Annotated in this window: 15 protein-coding genes and 3 tRNA genes; 10 read left to right on the top strand and 8 right to left on the bottom strand. The window is 70.3% G+C overall.

The window, feature by feature from the left end:
* The first annotated feature begins 83 nt into the window (after nucleotides 1-83).
* A complete protein-coding gene (locus tag V6R91_RS01500; protein ID WP_336393825.1) occupies nucleotides 84-641 on the top strand; it encodes a dihydrofolate reductase family protein in 558 nt (185 codons plus the stop codon).
* An 85-nt stretch (nucleotides 642-726) separates the two neighbouring features.
* Here V6R91_RS01500 and V6R91_RS01495 read toward each other — a convergent pair whose 3' ends face one another.
* Together V6R91_RS01495 and V6R91_RS01490 are read right to left on the bottom strand one after the other, a co-directional pair.
* A complete protein-coding gene (locus V6R91_RS01495) occupies nucleotides 727-1,608 on the bottom strand; it encodes a nucleoside hydrolase (protein ID WP_336393824.1) in 882 nt (293 codons plus the stop codon).
* Between the two features lies 1 nt (nucleotide 1,609).
* On the bottom strand, nucleotides 1,610-2,611 hold the full coding sequence (locus V6R91_RS01490; protein ID WP_336393823.1) for a LacI family DNA-binding transcriptional regulator: 1,002 nt from the start codon (nucleotides 2,609-2,611) through the stop codon (nucleotides 1,610-1,612).
* Nucleotides 2,612-2,881: 270 nt separating this feature from the next.
* On the opposite strand from V6R91_RS01490, the gene V6R91_RS01485 reads away from it, so the two are divergent.
* From V6R91_RS01485 to V6R91_RS01460, 6 genes are all read left to right on the top strand, one after another.
* Entirely contained in the window at nucleotides 2,882-4,162 is a 1,281-nt protein-coding gene (locus tag V6R91_RS01485) for an ABC transporter substrate-binding protein (RefSeq protein ID WP_336393822.1), read from the top strand.
* A gap of 62 nt (nucleotides 4,163-4,224) precedes the next feature.
* Nucleotides 4,225-5,202, top strand: coding sequence for a carbohydrate ABC transporter permease (locus V6R91_RS01480; RefSeq protein ID WP_336393821.1), 978 nt, complete (start codon nucleotides 4,225-4,227; stop codon nucleotides 5,200-5,202).
* Nucleotides 5,202-6,110 carry a carbohydrate ABC transporter permease gene (locus V6R91_RS01475; protein ID WP_336393820.1) on the top strand — a complete coding sequence of 303 codons (909 nt, stop codon included), beginning with the start codon at nucleotides 5,202-5,204 and terminating at the stop codon, nucleotides 6,108-6,110. Before V6R91_RS01480 ends, V6R91_RS01475 begins: the two co-directional genes overlap by 1 nt.
* Complete coding sequence (locus V6R91_RS01470; protein WP_336393819.1) at nucleotides 6,110-8,431, top strand: beta-glucosidase family protein; 2,322 nt, start codon at nucleotides 6,110-6,112, stop codon at nucleotides 8,429-8,431. The genes V6R91_RS01475 and V6R91_RS01470 overlap by 1 nt, the downstream gene beginning before the upstream one ends.
* Nucleotides 8,432-8,466: 35 nt before the next feature.
* On the top strand, nucleotides 8,467-9,222 hold the full coding sequence (locus V6R91_RS01465; RefSeq protein ID WP_336395016.1) for a ThuA domain-containing protein: 756 nt from the start codon (nucleotides 8,467-8,469) through the stop codon (nucleotides 9,220-9,222).
* Complete coding sequence (locus V6R91_RS01460; protein ID WP_336393818.1) at nucleotides 9,219-10,301, top strand: Gfo/Idh/MocA family protein; 1,083 nt, start codon at nucleotides 9,219-9,221, stop codon at nucleotides 10,299-10,301. The genes V6R91_RS01465 and V6R91_RS01460 overlap by 4 nt, the downstream gene beginning before the upstream one ends.
* A 6-nt stretch (nucleotides 10,302-10,307) precedes the next feature.
* Here the strand turns inward: V6R91_RS01460 and V6R91_RS01455 are convergent, their stop codons facing one another.
* The gene (locus V6R91_RS01455; RefSeq protein ID WP_336393817.1) at nucleotides 10,308-12,494 is read right to left on the bottom strand and encodes an alpha-galactosidase; all 2,187 of its coding nucleotides are present in this window, start codon (nucleotides 12,492-12,494) and stop codon (nucleotides 10,308-10,310) included.
* Nucleotides 12,495-12,561: 67 nt separating this feature from the next.
* On the opposite strand from V6R91_RS01455, the gene V6R91_RS01450 reads away from it, so the two are divergent.
* Nucleotides 12,562-14,445 carry a beta-L-arabinofuranosidase domain-containing protein gene (locus tag V6R91_RS01450; RefSeq protein ID WP_336393816.1) on the top strand — a complete coding sequence of 628 codons (1,884 nt, stop codon included), beginning with the start codon at nucleotides 12,562-12,564 and terminating at the stop codon, nucleotides 14,443-14,445.
* Nucleotides 14,446-14,457: 12 nt separating this feature from the next.
* On the opposite strand, the gene V6R91_RS01445 is transcribed toward V6R91_RS01450, so the two are convergent.
* Complete coding sequence (locus tag V6R91_RS01445; RefSeq protein ID WP_336393815.1) at nucleotides 14,458-15,477, bottom strand: LacI family DNA-binding transcriptional regulator; 1,020 nt, start codon at nucleotides 15,475-15,477, stop codon at nucleotides 14,458-14,460.
* A gap of 90 nt (nucleotides 15,478-15,567) precedes the next feature.
* On the opposite strand from V6R91_RS01445, the gene V6R91_RS01440 reads away from it, so the two are divergent.
* Nucleotides 15,568-16,281: a ThuA domain-containing protein gene (locus V6R91_RS01440; RefSeq protein WP_336393814.1), complete on the top strand. Its 714-nt coding sequence runs from the start codon at nucleotides 15,568-15,570 to the stop codon at nucleotides 16,279-16,281.
* Nucleotides 16,282-16,367: 86 nt separating this feature from the next.
* On the opposite strand, the gene V6R91_RS01435 is transcribed toward V6R91_RS01440, so the two are convergent.
* The 3 genes from V6R91_RS01435 to V6R91_RS01425 form a co-directional block, all read right to left on the bottom strand.
* Nucleotides 16,368-16,440: transfer RNA gene (locus V6R91_RS01435), tRNA-Phe, on the bottom strand.
* A 78-nt stretch (nucleotides 16,441-16,518) separates the two neighbouring features.
* Nucleotides 16,519-16,592, bottom strand: a tRNA-Asp gene (locus V6R91_RS01430).
* Between the two features lie 24 nt (nucleotides 16,593-16,616).
* Nucleotides 16,617-16,689 (bottom strand) — tRNA-Glu (locus V6R91_RS01425).
* A gap of 218 nt (nucleotides 16,690-16,907) precedes the next feature.
* Between V6R91_RS01425 and V6R91_RS01420 the strand changes: the two genes are divergently transcribed.
* Nucleotides 16,908-18,332 (top strand): M23 family metallopeptidase, encoded by a 1,425-nt coding sequence (locus tag V6R91_RS01420; RefSeq protein ID WP_336393813.1) that lies wholly within the window; start codon nucleotides 16,908-16,910, stop codon nucleotides 18,330-18,332.
* Nucleotides 18,333-18,397: 65 nt separating this feature from the next.
* On the opposite strand, the gene ppa is transcribed toward V6R91_RS01420, so the two are convergent.
* Entirely contained in the window at nucleotides 18,398-18,931 is a 534-nt protein-coding gene (gene ppa, locus V6R91_RS01415) for an inorganic diphosphatase (protein WP_336393812.1), read from the bottom strand.
* Between the last annotated feature and the right edge of the window lie 147 nt (nucleotides 18,932-19,078).

Raw genomic sequence — 19,078 nt, 5'->3', positions numbered from 1 at the left:
GTATGTTCAATAGTCCTGACAAGAGCGACGACCTCTCCCCGGGGGGTGACGCCGCCGATCGGCGGCGAGTAGCGTGCCGACTCGTGGGCTCGCTCGTGTATTTCAACTCCGCCTCGCTCGACGGCTACATCGCCGGTCCGGACGGCCGCTGGGACTGGGCCGTGCCCGATGAGGAAGTGCACTCGTTCGTCAACGACCTCGTCGCGCCCGCCCGCACGCACCTGTACGGCCGCAGGGTCTACGACGTGATGAAGGTGTGGGACGAGCTCGACCTCGACGAGCTGTCGCCGCCGGAGCGCGCGTTCGCGCTCGAGTGGCGCGGGAGCGACAAGATCGTGTACTCACGCACGCTCGACGCGGTCACGACGAGCCGCACCGCGCTGCGGCCGGACTTCGACGTGGCCGAGGTGCGACGGATGGCGGATGCCTCGCCCGCACCCGTCGCGATCGGCGGCGGGCGGCTCGCCTCGGCGGCCGCGCGCGCCGGCATCCTCGACGAGGTGCACGTCGTGGTGTCGCCGGCCGTGGTCGGCGGCGGCATCCGATTCCTCGACGAGGGGCTGCGACTCGACCTCGAGCTGATCGACGAGCGCCGCTTCGGCAACGGGGCTGTGTACCTCGGCTACCGCGTTCGGCGGTGACGCGAATCGACCTCGTCCCTCGGCCGCTCCCCGTCATCCCGCCCGCATCATCGATCCAGGCGCGAGAAGGGGGCTGGCGGAACGATCAATCGGGTGTCTCGCGACGGCCGAAGGCCCGCAGCTTGGCGAACATGTCCTCGATGAGCCAGCGGGTGTCGACGGCCTCGCACACGCGGATGCGACGTGAGGCGTCGATGGTGCCGATCACCTCGCCGTCGGCGCTGAACCGCGGCGGCGGGCGGAGGCTCCACCGAGCGCCGAGCGGATTGATTAGCGCGCCTATGGCCGGGCTGTCGCCGAGCGAGCGGAAGTCCATGGGACCGTAGTCGACCTGCGCGTTGAAGGCGATGACACGCTCGACCAAGTAGTCCGCGAGCGCCCCCGTACCGCCGAGGCGTTCGACGAGCTCCGCGTGCCCGACCCCGATCATCGTGTAGACGGGCATCGGAAGCTGCCATACCTCGACGCCGGAGGCCATCACCACGTTCGCCGCGGCGACGTCGTTCGACAGGTTGAACTCGGGTGAGTACCCGACGACGCCCTCGTACGGCGGGCCGCCGATCCACACGATCAGGGGGTCAGCGTCTACGAGTGCCGGATCCTCGAGCAGCGCAGACGCGACATCGGTGAGCGGCCCCAGCACCGCGATGCGCAGGCGCCGGTCGTCGGATCGCGCCTCGTGCCGGATCAGGGCCGAGGCCGCCGACGGGCGCGGCGTCCGCTCATCCGGGAGCGCCGCGTCCGCGCCGTCGGCGACGACACGGTGCCCGGCGGCTCCGAGCAGCGAGTGCAGGAGGTCCACCTCGGCGCGGGACTCGGCGCAGCTGCCCTCTCGTCCGAAGTGAGCCGGCAGGATCCCCCGCACGTCGAGGACGGGCGAGAGCAGAGCATGCACGACGGCGAACTGGTCGTCGACCTCGTTCGCGGCATCCGTGCTGATGAGCACCTTGTGCGGCGGGACGGGCATCTCAGAGCGACTCGCGACGGACGAGCGACGTGGGCAGCAGCTGCTCCTTCTCGGCAGGCAGTCCCCGGATGGTGGCGAGGAGCGTGTCGGCCGCCGCGCGGCCCATCTCTTCCAAGGGCTGCCGGACCGTCGTGAGCGGGGGGTCGGACGTGCTCGCGATGAGCACGTCGTCGAAGCCGACGACCGACACGTCCGTCGGCACGCGACGACCCGCCGCCTGCAGGACGCGCATCGCACCGGCGGCCATCAGGTCGGACGACGCGAAGACCCCGTCGAGATCGGGGTCGCGCTGAAGCAGACGCGCCATCGCCGCGGTGCCGCTGTCGAGCGTGAAGTCGCCGTGGACGATCGGGCCGGGCTGGATGCCGTGACGGGCGAGTTCGTCCGTCCATCCGCGCGTCCGCTCGCGAGCCTGCTCGAGATCGAGCGGACCGGTGATGATGCCGATCGAACGCCGCCCGCGCTCGACGAGCGCACGCGCGGCGAGGACGCCGCCCCCGTAGTTGTCGGAGTCGATCACGATCGGGTCGGGGCCGATGTCGGCGTGCGGTCTGCCCACCCAGGCGACCGGGATCGGCGACTGGGCGAGGCTCTCGACGAGATGGGTGATCTCGTGCTGCAGGATGACGATCACGCCGTCGAGTGCTCCCGAGCGCAGGAACCGCGGGATCCGATCGAGGTCCTCATGATCGGCGGGAAGCAGAACCGGCTGCACCTCGCCGGCCGACAGGCCCTTCGCCGCCCCCTTGAGCACGGCCGTGAAGAACGTGCCACTGAGACTGCCGAGCTCGTCGAAGGCGATGACCAGGCCGATCGAGCCGGCCCTTCCGCCGCGCAGCACCCGTGCGGCGAAGTTGGTCTCGTAGCCCAGTCGCCGAGCCTCGCGCGCTACGGCCTCCGTCATCGCCGGGTCGACGTTCGTCGCCCCGGCGAGCACGCGAGCGGCGGTGGCGCGTGAGACGCCCGCCGCCTGGGCGACGTCGACGATGGTGGGTCGGGCCATGGCTTCCCCTCCGAAGAAATGCACATTCGCCGTAGATCGATCTCACGATCACGTCGATCATTGCACGTACGCGTGCTCGGGACGTGCTGCGTTCTGACAGCCGCGCCGTGGAACGGCACCGAGCGTCTCTGAGAAGCGCTTTCCGTGAGCAGGCTTGCGCTTTTCAACGTTGCATCGCTACTGTGGCTCGCGGACGAGAGAACGATCTCTCGCACGGTGAGATTCCGTCATCTCCCGCACTCACATGTCCCCCAAGGAAGAGGAGCAGTTGTGAATCGTCGCAAACTGGCCCTGCCCATCGCCGCCGTCGGCGCACTCGCGCTGCTGATCTCAGGATGCTCAGGAGGCTCCGGCTCCGGCTCCGAGGCCGGAGACCCGAACGCCGAGTTCGAGTTCTGGTCATTCACCGGAATCGGTCAGAAGGACTCGGTCGACCGGTACCTCGAGAAGAACCCCGACGCGAAGGTCAAGCTCTCGGAGGTCGGCAGCACCACCGAGACGGCGACCGCGCTGACGGCCGCCCTGGCAGGCGGTCGGGTGCCCGACCTGGTCATGATCCAGAACGACGACCTGCCGAAGTTCGTCGAGAACCCCGGCAACTTCGTCGACCTGCGCACGCTCGGCGGGGACGACATCGGCGACGGATACCTCGACTGGGCCATCGAGGGAGCCACCGCCGAGGACGGATCGATCATCGGCATCCCGACCGACGTCGGCGGCCTGGCCTTCGCCTACCGCGCGGACCTTTTCGAGCAGGCGGGCCTGCCCACCGACCCGGCGGAGGTGGCGGAGATGTGGTCGACGTGGGATGACTTCATCGCCATGGGCGAGCGGTACACCGAGGCCACCGGCGAGCCGTTCGTCGACAACGTCGAGACCTCGGTCTTCTTCTCCACGGTGAACCAGGTGAGCGAGAAGTACTACACGCCTGAAGGGGAGCTCGTCTACGACACCAACCCCGAGGTCGAGGAAGCCTTCGACGTCGCGGTGCGCGCCTACGAGGCCGGTATCAGCGCCGACATCCCGGCATGGTCCTCGGGCTGGGCGCCCGGCAAGGCCAACGGCGCGTTCGCCGTCACCACGGCGCCGTCCTGGATCCTCTCGGGCCTCAAGAACGACGCCCCCGACACCGAGGGCAAGTGGCGCATCGCCTCGATCCCCGGCGTCGGCGGCAACTGGGGCGGCAGCGTCATCGCCATCCCCGCCCGTGCTGAGAACAAAGAGGCGGCCTGGCAGTACATCGAGACGATGCTGTCGCCCGAGGGTCAGACCGAGCACTTCGCCGAGACGGGCACCTTCCCCGCGGCCGAGGCGGCGCTCGAGAGCGACGAGGTCAAGAGCTACACCGACCCGTTCTACGGCGACTCTCCGATCGGTCAGATCATGAGCGACTCGGTGATGAACTTCCAGTCGTTCTACAACGGTCCCGACACCAGTGCTATCGGCGGTGCGCTGCTGAACGCGCTCGTGGACATGCAGGCGGGCAACGTCGCGCCCGAGGATGCCTGGCAGACAGGCCTCGACAGCGCGAAAGCAGCCATCGGGGGCTGACCCCCTTCGACAGACGGTGGCCCGGCGCGCCCGGGCCACCGTCCCGACCGAGGCAGAGGAAGATGACCGTCACCGCTCCCGCGACCGAAACCGCCACCCTCATCTCCGTGCGCAAGACCCGCCGAGCTGACCGACCGCCGTCGCGCATCCGGCAGAGCTTCGGCGAGCGCATCGCGCCGTACGTCTATATCGCGCCGTTCTTCGTCATCTTCGCGATCTTCGGGCTGTTCCCGCTCGTCTTCACCTTCTACGTGGCGCTGTTCGACTGGAACCCCATCGGCGAGCAGACCTTCGTCGGACTCGCCAACTTCGAGCGGCTGTTCCAGGACCCCCGCTTCTGGAACGCGTTCGTGAACACGTTCGGCATCTTCCTCATCTCCACGATCCCGCAGCTCCTGCTGGCGCTCGGGCTCGCCCACCTGCTCAACCACGCCATGCTCAAGTGGGCGAACTTCTTCCGCATGGCCCTGCTGGTGCCCTACATCACCTCCGTGGCGGCCACCGCGCTCGTCTTCGCCCAGATCTTCGACCGCAACTTCGGCCTCATCAACTGGGTGCTCGGCATCTTCGGCATCCCCGCGGTCAATTTCCTGTCCTCGCAGGTCGGGTCGTGGATCGTCATCTCGTCGATGGTGATGTGGCGCTGGTTCGGCTACAACACGCTGCTCTACCTCGCGGGGCTCCAGGCGCTCCCGCGGGAGATGTACGAGGCGGCCTCGGTCGACGGGGCATCCGGATGGCAGCAGTTCATCCACCTCACCATCCCGTCTCTGCGCCCGATCATCATCTTCACCGTCATCATGTCGACGATCGGCGGGCTGCAGATCTTCACCGAGCCGCTTCTCGTGGCACCCGAGTCCGGGCTCACCTGCGGTGGCGGACGCCAGTGCCAGACCCTCGCGCTGTTCCTCTACGAGCAGGGCTTCGGGCAGTTCGAGTTCGGCTACGGCTCGGCGATCGGCGTCGCACTGTTCCTCATCGTCGTCGTCGTGTCGCTCATCAACTTCTACCTGACCACTCGCACCCGGAAGGCGCGCTGATGTCCGACGTCATCGATCAGGCGGTCCCGCAGGCGGGCCAGGAGGCGCTCACTCGTCCGCAGAAGCGTCGCCCCGGGCGCGGGGCCCGGGCAGGCCGCGTGTCGTGGCCCGTCTACCTGATGCTCATCATCGCGGTGCTCGTCAGCGTCTTCCCGCTGTACTACATGTTCGTCATCGCGTCGGTGGGGGCCTCGGCGGTCACCTCGATCCCCCCGCGCCTCTACCCCGGGTTCAACTTCTTCGAAATCGCCGGCAAGGTCTTCGACACCGTGCCGTTCTTCCAATCGCTGCTCAACAGCGTGATCGTGTCGCTGTCGATCGCGGTGATCGCCTCGCTGCTGTGCGCACTGGCCGGCTTCGCCTTCGCCAAACTGCAGTTCCCTGGCCGCAACGCACTGTTCCTGATCGTGCTGCTCACCATGACGGTGCCGGCGCAGCTCAGTGTGATCCCGCAGTACCTGATCATCTCGTGGCTCGACTGGGTCGACACGCTGCAGGCGATCATCGTTCCGGGGCTGGCGAGCGCCTTCGGCATCTTCTGGATGCGTCAGCACATGGCCACGACGCTGAACGACGAGCTCATGCAGGCCGCGCGCATCGACGGGGCCAACAGCTGGCAGATCTTCTGGCGCATCGGCTTCCCCGTCGTGCGTCCGGCGGCGTTCGTGCTCGGGCTCATCACCTTCACGGCGGTGTGGAACGACTTCATGTGGCCGTTCATCGTGCTGAAGTCGCCCGAGCTGTTCACGGTCCAGATCGTGCTGAAGCAGCTGCAGGCCAACCGTACGATCGACCTGGCGCTGACGATGGGCGGGTCGTTCATGGCCACCCTGCCGCTGCTGATCGTCTTCTTCTTCGTCGGCCGTCGCATGGTCGCCGGGATCATGGACGGAGCGTTCAAGGGCTGATGAGCGTGAACGCAGGCGTCGTCGACGAGGGTCGGTGGCGCGATACGACGCTGAGCGCGCGAGAGCGCGCCCAGGCACTCGTCGACGAACTGACTCTGGAAGAGAAGGTCGCGCAGCTGGGGTCGGTGTGGCTCACCGATTCCGCCGACGCCTTCGCCCCCAAGCTCGAGGGCGACGCCGACGCCTCCGACGCCGGTGACCCCTTCACCCACGGCCTGGGTCAGCTGACCCGCGTGTACGGCACGGCGCCGGTGACCGTGCCCGAGGGCGTGGCCCGGCTGCGCGAGCTGCAGCGGAAGGTGATCGCGCAGCAGCGGCTCGGCATTCCGGCGCTGGTGCACGAGGAGTGCCTCACCGGTCTCGCCGCGTTCGGCGCCACCGCCTTCCCCACCCCGCTCGCGTGGGCCGCGAGCTTCGACGAAGATCTGGTGCGCGAGATGGCTCGCGCCATCGGCGAGGACATGCGTGCGATCGGCGTGCACCAGGGACTCGCCCCGGTCCTGGACGTCGTGCGCGACTACCGCTGGGGCCGCGTCGAGGAGACCCTCGGCGAGGACCCGTACGTCGTCGGTCAGATCGGTGCGGCCTACGTCGCGGGGCTCGAGAGCGCCGGCGTCATCGCCACCCTCAAGCACTTCGCCGGGTATGCCGCCTCGCGCGGAGCCCGCAACCACGCTCCGGTCAGCATGGGCCCGCGCGAATTCGCCGACACGGTGCTGCCCCCGTTCGAAACGGCGCTCCGGCAGGGCGGGGCCCGCAGCGTCATGACCTCGTACACCGACGTCGACGGCATGCCGAGCACCGCCAACCGCGAGCTGCTGGACGGCGTGCTGCGTACCGAGTGGGGTTTCGACGGCACGGTGGTCGCCGACTACTGGGCCGTGCCGTTCCTGGTGTCGATGCACCGGGTCGCCGCCGACGCCGCGGCCGCCGGTGCGCTGGCCCTCCGGGCGGGCGTGGATGTCGAGCTGCCCTCGACGGTGGCATACGCCGCCCTGCCGCGTCTGGTGCGCGAGGGGCTGGTGGACGAGAGTGACATCGACCGTGCCGCCGTCCGGCACCTGCGCCACAAGATCGAGGCGGGACTCCTCGACGGCGGGGCGATCGTCCCGGACGGTGCGGAACAGGTATGCCTGGACGGCGACCGCAATCGCGCGCTGTCGTCGCGGCTGGCCGAGGAATCGATCGTCCTGCTCAAGGACGACGGCACGGTGCCGCTGCGGCCGGGGGCGCAGATCGGCCTCATCGGCCCGGCCGCCGCCGAGTACCGCAGCCTGCTCGGCTGCTACGCCTTCCCCAACCACGTCCTCACCAAGTACCCCGGACACGACCCCGGCATCGCGATCCCCACGATCGACGAGGCGGTGCGCGCCGAGTTCGAGGCATCCGTCGTCGTCACCGAGCCCGGGTGCGCGATCGTGGGCGACGAGAACGCCCGGATCGCGCAGGCCGTGGACCTGGCCCGCGACAGCGATGCGGTGATCCTCGTCGTCGGCGACGTGGCGGGGCTCTTCGGCGTCGGCACCTCTGGCGAGGGATGCGACGCCGACGATCTGCGACTGCCCGGCCGCCAGGACCAACTCGTGCGGGCGGTCCTCGCGACGGGCACACCGACCGCGCTCGTCGTCGTGTCGGGGCGGCCGTACGCCCTCGGTGACTACGGCGCGGCGGGCATGATCGTGCAGGCGTTCTTCCCCGGAGCCGAGGGGGCCGCCGCCGTCGCCGGGGTCCTCTCGGGGCGTGTGGCCCCGAGCGGAAGGCTGCCGGTGCAGATCCCGCGGTCGCCCGCCGCCGCCGGCACCTACCTGCAGCCGCCTCTGGGCCGGCACAATGCGGGCATCACGGTGGCCGACCCCACCCCGCTGTACCCGTTCGGCTTCGGCCTCACTCCCGGTCGGATCGCCTATGAGGACCTCTCCACGCCGCTCATCGTCCCCACGACGGGAGCAGCCGAGGTGGCGGTGACCGTCGGCAACGGCGGCGAGGACTGCATCGAGGTCGTTCAGCTCTACGCATCCTTCCCGTCGTCGTCCGTGGTGCGCCCCGACGTGCAGCTGGTCGGGTTCGCCCGCATCCACGTGCCTGCCGGGCAGCGGCGCACCGTGCGCTTCACCCTCGAGGCGGCACGGCTGGCCGCCACCGGCGCCGATGGCCGCCTGGCCGTCGACCCCGGTGTCGTGATGCTCTCGGCGGGGCCGTCGGCCGCCGATCGGCCCGTCGAGGCGCGGGTGCGTCTGTCCGGAGACCGGTGCATCCTCCTCGCCCGGGCGGGCCGGACCGCGTGGGCTGAGGACGGCACGGAAGGAAGGTCAGCGCAGTGACATCAGGACGGACGACATCAGCACCGGACCCAGGGATCCGCGTGCTCGTGTGGGGCGAGAATCACCACGAGAAGCACGACGAGACGACGCAGCGGCTGTACCCCGACACCATGCACGGCACGATCGCGGCGGGACTCCGCCGGCTGCTGCCGGACGACGCGGTCGTCGAGACCGCCACGCTCGACGACCCCGAGCACGGCCTGACCGAGGAGCGACTCGAAGCGACCGACGTGCTGTTCTGGTGGGGTCATCTGCGCCACGACGCGGTCGACGACGCCGTGGTCGAGCGCGTCCAGCGTCACGTCCTCGCCGGGATGGGGCTCGTCGTGCTGCACTCGGGCCATTTCTCGAAGATCTTCATCCGCCTCATGGGCACGACGTGCTCGCTGCGCTGGCGGCAGGCGGACGACCGCGAGCTGGTGTGGACGGTCGCGCCGACGCATCCGATCGCCGTCGGCGTCCCGCATCCGATCGTGATCCCCTCGCAGGAGATGTACGGCGAGTTCTTCGACGTGCCCGTCCCCGACGAGCTGGTGTTCGTCTCCACGTTCACCGGCGGAGAGGTCTTCCGCTCGGGCATGACGTTCTCGCGCGGTCACGGGCGCATCTTCTACTTCTCGCCCGGCGACCAGGAGTACCCCGTCTACCACCAGCCAGAGATCCAGCGGGTGCTCGCCAACGCGGCGGCGTGGGCCAGGCAGGTGCGCCCCCGCGTCGTCCCGCGCCTCACGATGCACCGCGCCGGCGAGTTCGACACGCCCCGCGAGTGGGACGGCGGAGTGCTCGCATGAGGGACGTCGTCGTCGTCGGCGCCGGCGGGATGGGACGCGCGTGGCTCGACACCGTCGCCCGCCGCGACGACCTCCGCGTGAGCGCGATCGTGGACGTGTCGGTAGAGACCGCACGTGCGGCCGCTGGCGAGCGCGGATGGGACATCCCGTGCGTCGCGTCGGTCGACGAGGCCTTCGCGGCGGCAGGACACCCGGGGATGCTGCTGAACGTCACCATCCCCGAGGCGCACCGCGCGGTCAGCGAAGCCGCCCTTCGGCAGGGCGTCCCGGTGCTCAGCGAGAAGCCCGTCACTCCGACGGTGTCGGACGCGCTCGCGCTCGCCGCGGTGAGCGAGCTCACCGGTGTGCTGCTCGCCACCAGCCAGTCCCGGCGGTACTCCGCCGGCATCCGCGCCTTCCGCGACGAGGTGGCCGCCGCCGGGGGCGCGGCGCAGCTGACAGCGCTGTTCTTCCAGAACCCGCGCTTCGGCGGATTCCGGGACGAGATGGAATCGCCCCTCCTCATCGACATGGCCATCCACACCTTCGATCAGGCGCGATACGTGCTCGGCGCCGACCCCGTCACGGTGTACTGCGACGAGTTCTCGCCGCCGTGGAGCTGGTACCGCGGGGGCGCGGCGGCAGAAGCGGTGTTCCGCTTCGACGACGGCGCCCGCTTCTCCTACTCGGGCAGCTGGTGCGCCGACGGCCTGACGACCTCGTGGAACGGATCGTGGCGCGCGAGCGCCGCCGCCGGCTCGGTGACGTGGGACGGCGAAGCCGGGGTGAGCGCCCAGGGTCGCGACGGAGAGCCGCGGACGGTGCCGGTCGGGGACGGGGACGAAGGGCTCGATGCCGCGCTGGCCGAGTTCGTCGCCGCGCTGGACGGCGGCCCGACCCCCTCCGGCGAAGTGCGGGCCAACATCTGGAGCCTCGCGATGGTCGAGGCCGCCCTCGCCTCGGCTCGGTCCGGTGAGTCGGTGCGCCTCGACGACGTCTTCGCCGCGGCATCCGCACACGCCGCCGAAGCGGCGCGGGGAGCGGGCGACCACGCCGTCGCCGAGGCGATCACGCGCTGGCGCGGGGCACCGCCGCGCTGACGCCCTTCAGTCGACCACCTCGACGTGCAGGACGGCCGCGCGCTCGGGGTGGAAGACGGGGAAGTCGAGCCCCACGATCCCGAGCGCGGCCCCGCTGAGCACGGGCGCCGCGGCGTCGTCGTCGCCGTCGAGCGTCGCCGCGTCGAGCCAGGCCGGCACCTGCCAGGGCGGACCCAGCGACTCGGGCGCGCTCGCCCTCAGCCGGTAGCGGCGGCTCGGGTCCAGCCTGGGAAGACGCAGGTGCGCCATCGCGTCGGCGCTGGTGGCCGGCGTGACGACGGTGTAGATCGCCTCGTCGCCGGTGGGCGACACGACGCCCCGCAGCGACGGGGCGGCGAGGTCGCTCGAGCCCGACACGGCTCGTCCGGTGGAGATGAGGTCGCGGTGACGACGCCAGCGCGCGATCCACGTCGAGAGCACCTCCCGCTCGTCGTCGGTCAGCTCGCGGATGTCCCACTCGATGCCGAAGTGCCCGAGGAACGCCACGGCACAGCGATACGCGAGCGTGGAGGTGCGTCCGGTGGTGCTCGAGACCGCCGAGGCCACGTGCGATCCCATCATCTCCGGCGGCACGAGCAGGCCCGTCCAGCCGAGGATGTGGAAACGGTCGACGGGGTCGTGACTGTCGGAGGGATGGATGCGGTCGGTGCGCTCGAGGATGCCGAGGTCGACCCGCCCTCCGCCCGACGCGCAGCTCTCGATCTCGAGCTGTGGATGCCGGTGCCGCAGCTCGTCGAGGAGCCGGTACACCGCCAGAGTCTGCTCGTGGACCGCCGGGGCGCCGGTGGCCGGATGCCCGGCGTCGACGAGATCGCGGTTGTGGTCCCATTTCAGATAGCTCACGCCGATCTCGGTGACGAGGGCGTCCAGCCGGCCGAGGATGTGCGCGTACGCGTCGGGATTGGTGAGGTCCAGCACCTGCTGGAAGCGGTAGCGTGCGGGCAGGGTGTCGCGGGCGCGGAGGATCCAGTCGGGATGGGCGCGGGCGAGGTCGGAGTCCTCGTTGATCATCTCGGGCTCGACCCACAGCCCGAACTCCATCCCCAGCGAGCGCACCCGATCGGCGAGGGGCCGGAGCCCGTCCGGCCACGCGTGCGGATCCGGCTCCCAGTCGCCGAGGCCGGCGCGGTCGTCCCGTCGCCCGCGGAACCAGCCGTCGTCCAGCACGAACCGTTCGACGCCGAGGGCGGCGCCCTGTTCGGCCAGCTCGGTGAGGGTTGCGGCATCCTGATCGAAGTACACCGCCTCCCACACGTTCAGGGTGACCGGTCGCGGACGCGTGCCGGCGCGATTGCGCTCCCGCAGGTAGGCGTGGAACCGAGCGGATGCCGCGTCCCACCCGTCGCCGTAGGCGCCGAAGATCCACGGGGACACGTACTGGTCACCGGCCTTCAGGCGCACCTCCCCGGGAAGGAGCAGTTCGCCGCCGCGGAACGCCAGGAAGCCGTCCGTGCGCTCCACGGCGTGCTCGTGGTCGCCGCTGAACCCCACGTGACAGAGCCATGTCTCACCGGTGTCGGCGGCGAATCCCGGCACGCCGAGGGCGACGACGGTGGTGGCGTCCAGGCCCGTGCGGCCGCGGCGCGAGACCCGCGCGTGGGTGCCGCGGACCACGGGGTGACGCTGCGGAATGCGCTCGTGAGCCCATCTGCCGCTGAAGTCGAGGATCTCGCTCGCACGCAGGGGCACCGGGAGTGCGAGCAGCGCTTCGACGACGTCCACCTCGCCCGCTCCGGTGCCGGTGTTGCGCACCCCTACACGTGTGCGCAGCAGGCCGCCAGCAGTGAGATCGATCTCCAGGGTGACCGCGATGCCGGCCCACTCGTCGCTCGCCTCGACGGTGATGCCCGCCGCTCCGAGCGAGGTCGCGCCGACGGCGGCCGCGGTTCCCGCCACATGAATCGGCGCGGCGCGGAAGCGCGGAGACCATGCGCGACCCCCGCGGTGCACGCTCAGCCCGGGTCGTCCGAACCAGCCGCGCGAGTGCTCCGGGAGCACGCTCGGTCGGTACGGTACGTCGGAATCCGCCGATAATCCGGGCCGATCGTCGATGGTGGCGAGTGTGCGCAGGTCGTCGCCGGATACCTCCAGGGGTGCGCCCCAGTGCACGATCGCCGGCAGCTCGTCCCCGTGCTGGGCCACCACCAGCGACACGTCGGCGGATGACAGGTGGACCACGCGAAGTTCGCTCATACGGACCATTGTGGTGGTCGAGGTGCAGAGGAGTACAGTCAGAGATCGATCTCACCGAGGAGAAACCGTGACTGCGAACCCTGCCGCGCACCGCTCGGCCGCGCCCCGCACTGCCGCCGACGCCTCTGGCTCGCCCGCTCCGTCCGCCACCGCCCTCGAGCCCGGCCGAATCCGGCTCACGTCCGGAACGTTCGAGAACCGCCGACGCCTCAACCGCGAGTACGTCGCGTCACTGACCGAGCGGAATCTGCTGCAGAATCACCTTCTCGAGGCCGGGGTCACCGATCAGGCGTGGCACCTGCATCCGTCGCGCGCCGACCTCGCCGACCGCGGCCTCGATCGCCACTGGGGCTGGGAGACCCCGGGGTCGCTCCTGCGCGGGCACTTCCTCGGGCACTGGATGTCGGCCGCGGCGCGCGAGGTCGCCACCACGGGCGACCCGCTGCTGCGCGGTCGCCTCGAGAACGTGGTGGCGGGGCTGGAGCGGTGCCAGGACGAGAACGGCGGCGAGTGGGTGTTCGCCACCCCCGAGTCGTTCCTGCGGCGACTGGGTGAGGGTCGCGAGACGTGGGCGCCCCAGTACGCGATCCACAAGACGCTGATGGGACTGGTCGACGTGTGGCGCGATGTGGGTGATGAGCGCGCGCTGGGGATCGCGCACCGCGCGGCGGGGGCGATCGCACGGTGGGCGCGCGGGTTCGACCCCGGGAGATTCCAGCAGATCCTGGAGGTCGAGACCGGCGGGATGCTGGAGGTCTGGGCCGATCTCCTCGAGGCCACCGGCGACGAGCGGTACCGGGACCTGCTCGACCGCTACTGGCACGGCACCCTCTTCGACCCGCTTCGGGCCGGAGAGGACGTGCTCACCAACATGCACGCCAACACCACGATTCCCGAGGTGCTCGGAGCCGCTCGCGCGTACGAGGTCACCGGCGACGAGCGGTGGCGCGAGGTCGTTACCGCCTACTGGCGGTCGGCGGTCGTCGAGCGCGGCACCTTCTGCACCGGCGGCCAGACCTCGGGTGAGATCTGGACGCCGCCCTTCGCTTTCGCCGCCCGTCGGGGGCCGAAGACCCAGGAGCACTGCTCGGTGTACAACATGATCCGGCTGGCGGACGTGATCTTCCGCTGGACCGGAGACGTCGAGGCGCTGGACTACATCGAGACCAACCTGCACAACGGCCTGCTCGCCCAGCAGAACCCGCGCACCGGCATGGTGGCGTACTTCCTCCCGCTCGAAGGCGGCGCGCGCAAGGAGTGGGGCAGCCCCACCGAGGACTTCTGGTGCTGCCACGGCACGCTCGTCCAGGCGCACACCCGTCATGCGCAGTCAGCGGTGTACGCCGGACCGGGCGCCGCCGTGACGGTGGCGCAGTACGTGCCTGTCCGAGCCGAAATCCCCGAGCGCGACGCGCGCATCGACATCGTCCTCCTCGACGACGCGCGGTACGTCGGCCCCGACGCCAATGCCGGACCCGGCGGCGACCGCCATCGTCCGCGCGCGCTGCGCGTGCGCGTCACCGTCACGGGGAGCGCGAACCGGGTGCGTCTGCGCGTGCCGGCGTGGATATCGGCCGCGCCCCGCGTGCACACCGAGGCGTCCTGGCGCCATGCCGACCGGTGGCTCGAGATCGATCATCCCGGGGGCGAGACCGAGATCGCCGTGGAGTTCCCCTTCGCCGTGCGGACGGTTCCGATCCCGGACGAGCCGTCGACGGTCGCCTTCGTGGAGGGCCCGACGGTCCTGGCGGGCCTGGTCGATCGCGAGGTGTCGCTCATCGGCGATCCCGGCGACCCGGCCACGATGCTCGCCCCCGACGACGAGCGGCAGTGGACCCAGTGGCTCGTGCGCCATCGCAGCGTGGGGCAGCCGCAGGCGATCCGGTTCGTGCCGTTGCACGAGGTGGTCGACGAGCGCTACTCCGTGTACTTCCCGGTGCGCCCGGCGTAGCTGCGCCGATCTCTAGATCGCGGCGCGGGTCGAGCCGCGCTCGACGAGCTCGGTCGGCATGACGATCGCATCGGGTGCCACCTCTTCGCCCGCTGCGGAGCGGGCGAGGAGCCGCACCGCGGTCGCCGCCATCTCGCGGATCGGCTGGCGGATCGTCGTGAGGGACGGATGCAGCCACCGTGCGCCTCGAACATCGTCGAAGCCGACCACGAGCACGTCGCGGGGGATGGTGAGCCTGCTGTCGGCGACGGCCCGATAGGCGCCGGCGGCCATCTCGTCCGAGCAGGCGAAGATCCCCACCGGCCCCTCGCCGCCGAGCTCCGACAGCGCCCGTGCACACGCGCGGCGAGCGTCCCACGCGCTCCAGTCCGCGCTCGTACGCACGCACGGCGCCTGGGGCGCGAGCTCGCCCAGGGTGGCGGTGAACCCCTCGACGCGCGCTCGGCCGTAGCGGTAGGAGGGGGCGCCGCCGATGACGACGAAGCGACGGGCTCCCCGCGAGATGAGGTGCTCGGCGGCCGCCGAGCCTCCTGCCCGGTCGGTCGTGCGGACGCTCGGCAGGGGCCTCGACGCCTCGGACGGCGGCTCCATCAGCACCAGGGGGATGCCGGCACGCTGCATCGCGACGATCTGCGCGCTCGTGGGGGTGATGAGACCGGTGACGACGCCGGCGGAGCCGCGGGAGCGGATGCGTTCGGGCCAGTCGTCGGCCGGGTCGTCCCGCTCAGCTGTCAGGACGAGGTCGTAGCCGAGCGACGAGGCGGTGGTGCGGGCGCCGGCGGTGATCTCCTCGGTGTACGGGTCGTGGAAGTGCCCGAGCACGAGGTCGAACATCAACGCGGTGCCGCGGCGCGGTCGGCCCCTCCCTGCGCCGGTGCCGGGATAGCCGAGCTCGGCGGCCGCGCGGAAGACCCTCGCTCGCGTATCGGCGGACATCTCGCCGCGCGCGCGCAGCGCCCGCGACGCCGTGGCGATGCTCACCCCCGCGCGCTGGGCCACCGCGCTGAGGGTCACTCGTGCGCCATCGGTCATGCAACCATTTTGCGCAAACTTCATCCGTTTCGTTTCCGTCGGCTGGCATTGTGACGGCGTAGCACCCGTCGATGCGGAGGGATGAGGTCGATGACGACGACTCGCGAGGGACGCCGCGCCTTGATCGTGCGCGGGGGATGGGAAGGTCACCGACCCGTCGAGGCGACCGAGATGTTCCTGCCCTTCCTCGAGCAGCGGGGGTTCGACGTGCGCATCGAGGAGTCCAACGAGGTCTACGCCGACCGCGACGAGATGGACCGCACCGACCTGATCGTGCAGTGCGTGACGATGTCCGAGATCTCGGCCGACGCGCTCAAAGGCCTGCGCGGCGCCGTCGAGCGGGGCACGGGACTGGCCGGGTGGCACGGCGGCATCGCCGACTCGTATCGCGACAGCTCCGACTACCTGCAGCTGATCGGCGGTCAGTTCGCCACCCATCCGTCCAAGCACCCCGATGCGCGCGAAGGTGACGAGCGCGACAACTTCCTCTGCTACACCGTGGATCTCACCGAGCTCGGGCGCTCGCACGAGATCATGGCCGGCGTGGAGGACTTCACCCTTCGCACCGAGCAGTACTGGGTGCTGAGCGACGACCTCAACGACGTGCTGGCCACGACCACGCACTCCGTCCAGCCGTATCACCCCTGGCAGCGCCCCATCACCTCGCCGGCCGTGTGGACGCGCGAGTGGGGGCAGGGCCGCGTCTTCGTCGCGACTCCCGGCCACAGCCTGTCGGTCCTCCGCGACGTCAGCGTTCGCACGATCATCGAAAGAGGGATGCTGTGGGCGACTCGCAGCTCCTGACGTCGGCCCGGCTGCGGGAAAAGCGAAACCCCCGCGATGTAGAAGCTACGCGAGGGTTCCTGGGGTGACTGTAACGATCACCCTTGTGGCTCCGACCGGCATCGATCCGGTGACCTTTCGATTTTCAGTCGAACGCTCTACCAACTGAGCTACAGAGCCGCACGGTGGTTTCTCTTGCAAGACCTGCCGCGTCCTAGACGAAAGGCCCTCTTCGAGAAAAGGGCCCGTCGCTCGGAGCGACCCTGACGGGACTTGAACCCGCGACCTCCGCCGTGACAGGGCGGCACGCTAACCAACTGCGCTACAGGGCCATGCTTTTTGAATTTTGTGGGTAGTGACCCCAACGGGATTCGAACCCGTGCTACCGCCGTGAAAGGGCGGCGTCCTAGGCCGCTAAACGATGGGGCCGGGTGAACCTTGGGGGCTCACTGCCGAGGACCAAGCATACGTAATCGCCGGGCAAAACGCGAATCGAGGGCGCGCCGCTCTTGTGGAACGTGCGGCGGAGGCGGAGACTTGCGCAGTGACCGCTGCCCGAAGCGGCGGCGGACGTGCGCAGGTGGGGGTTTGCGCATGTTACCGATGTTGCTAGTGTGAAAAGAGTGACGCCGCGAGGGGAGGGTCCGGTGCAGCTCGACGAAGTCACCGCGAAAGCCTCATCCGACGATGCCGTCGACGACTGCGGCTGCGCTCCCACTACGCTCGAGCAGCGTCGCCTGTGGCCCTCGATGAACCGCCGCACCGCGCTCGGACTCGGCATCCTCGGCGTCGCCGCGCTCAGCGCAGGCGGCGCAGTGCTCGGGCCGCTGGTGAGCCCCGCGTTCGCCGCCGACTACCCCTCGTGGGACGACGTGGCCGCGGCCAGGGCGAACGAGGCCGCGAAGGCCGCCGAGATCGTCAACATCCAGAACCTGATCGCCGGGCTCGAGGCCGATGTCGCCTCGAAGCGGCAGATCGCGCAGCAGCTGGCCGACGAGTTCTACGTGGCGCAGCAGGAGTACTTCGATGCGGCCCTCCGCGCCGACCAGCTCCAGCAGCAGGCCGACGAGCAGGCGGCGGCTGCGCTGGACGCCACCAACAAGGCCGGACGCGTCGCCGCGCAGCTGTACCGCAACGGCGGCGACGACACGTCGCTCGAGCTCTTCTTCGCCGGGTCGGCCTCCTCGGCCGACGATCTGCTCGCGCGCCTGGGCACGATGGACAAGCTCGTCCAGCGCAACCAGGCGGTGTACGCCCAGGCCGTCACGGCACGGGATTCGGCACAGAGCCTCAGCGACCAGGCCGCCGTGCAGCGCACCGAGCGCGACCGCCTGCAGAAGATCGCCGAAGAGAAGATGGCGGCAGCCCAGAAGGCCGCCGACGAGGCTCAGGCCGCCCTCGACGCACAGAACGCCAAGCGCGGCGAGCTCGAGGCGCAGCTGGCCGCCCTCCAGGACACCACCGCCAAGACGGTCGCCCAGTACGAAGAGGGCGAGCGCGTGCGCAAGGCGGCGGAGGAAGCAGCCCGCGCCGCCGCGGCCGCAGCCGCGCGCGCCGAGGCCGAGCGCATCGCCCGCGAGCAGGCGGCCGCCGGAGGCGGGGGCGGCGGCGGCGGCGGTGGTGGTGGCGGCGGCGGCGGCGGCGCGGTCATCGGAAGCGGATGGGCTCGCCCGTCCTCCGGATGGCGCAGCTCCGGATACGGCCCGCGCACCGTGCAGTGCGGCAACAGCTACTGCTCCAGCGGATTCCACTACGGCGTCGACCTCGCCGCCGGGTGCGGGGCCGGCATCTACGCGGCATCCGCAGGACGCGTCGTCTACGCGGGCTGGAACGGCGGCTACGGCAACTACATCAAGATCGACCACGGCGGCGGCATCGGCACCGGCTATGCCCACATCCGCTCGGGCGGCATCTTCGTCGGCGTCGGCCAATGGGTCGGCGCGGGGCAGCTCATCGCGAGCGAGGGCAACACCGGCAACTCGTTCGGCTGCCACCTCCACTTCGAGACGTACTGGAACGGCTACCCCGTCAACCCGATCTACTTCATGGCCGACCGCGGCATCTCGGTCTGAACCGCAGACCCCCCAGAACGACGGAGAGCGGATGCCTCGGCATCCGCTCTCCGCATGTGCACAGGTCAGAGCGTGTTCGGCGCGACGCCCTCACCCTGGGTCTTGGTCTGGCCCTCGTGCTCGGCGAACCGTGCGAAGGCCTCGTCGACGAGCCGCTCGGCCTCGGCCGCGTCCGCCCACTCGTCGACCTTGACCCACTTGCCGGGCTCGAGATCCTTGTAGTGCTCGAAGAAGTGCGTGATCTCCTTCTGGGTGTACTCCGGGATGTCGGCGACGTCCTGGATGTGCGCCCAGCGCGGGTCCTTGGCGAGCACGGCCACGACCTTGTCGTCGCCGCCGGCCTCGTCGCTCATCTTGAGCACGCCGACGGGGCGCACCTGCGCGAGGATGCCGGGGGCCAGGTCGTGGTCGAGCAGCACGAGCACGTCGAGCGGGTCGCCGTCCTCGCCGAGGGTGTTCTCGAAGAAGCCGTAGTTGGTCGGGTAGCCCATCGGCGTGTAGAGGATGCGGTCGAGGAACACCCGGCCCGTGCCGTGGTCGACCTCGTACTTGATCTTGCTGTTGCGCGGGATCTCGATGACGGCGTCGTACGCGCCCATAGCGGTGCTCCTTCGAAGACTGTGGATTGCCGCGACAAGCCTAGTTCCGGTGCTCGGCCGGTCCCTAACTGCTCAACGTCGTCGCGAATCCGGGCGACACGCCGGTGCGCACCCCCGCGACGCACGGATCCTCGCGAGGGCGCGCGG

This window comes from Microbacterium sp. CCNWLW41, from assembly GCF_037083505.1.
This window is presented reverse-complemented; position numbering and strand designations above follow the sequence as displayed.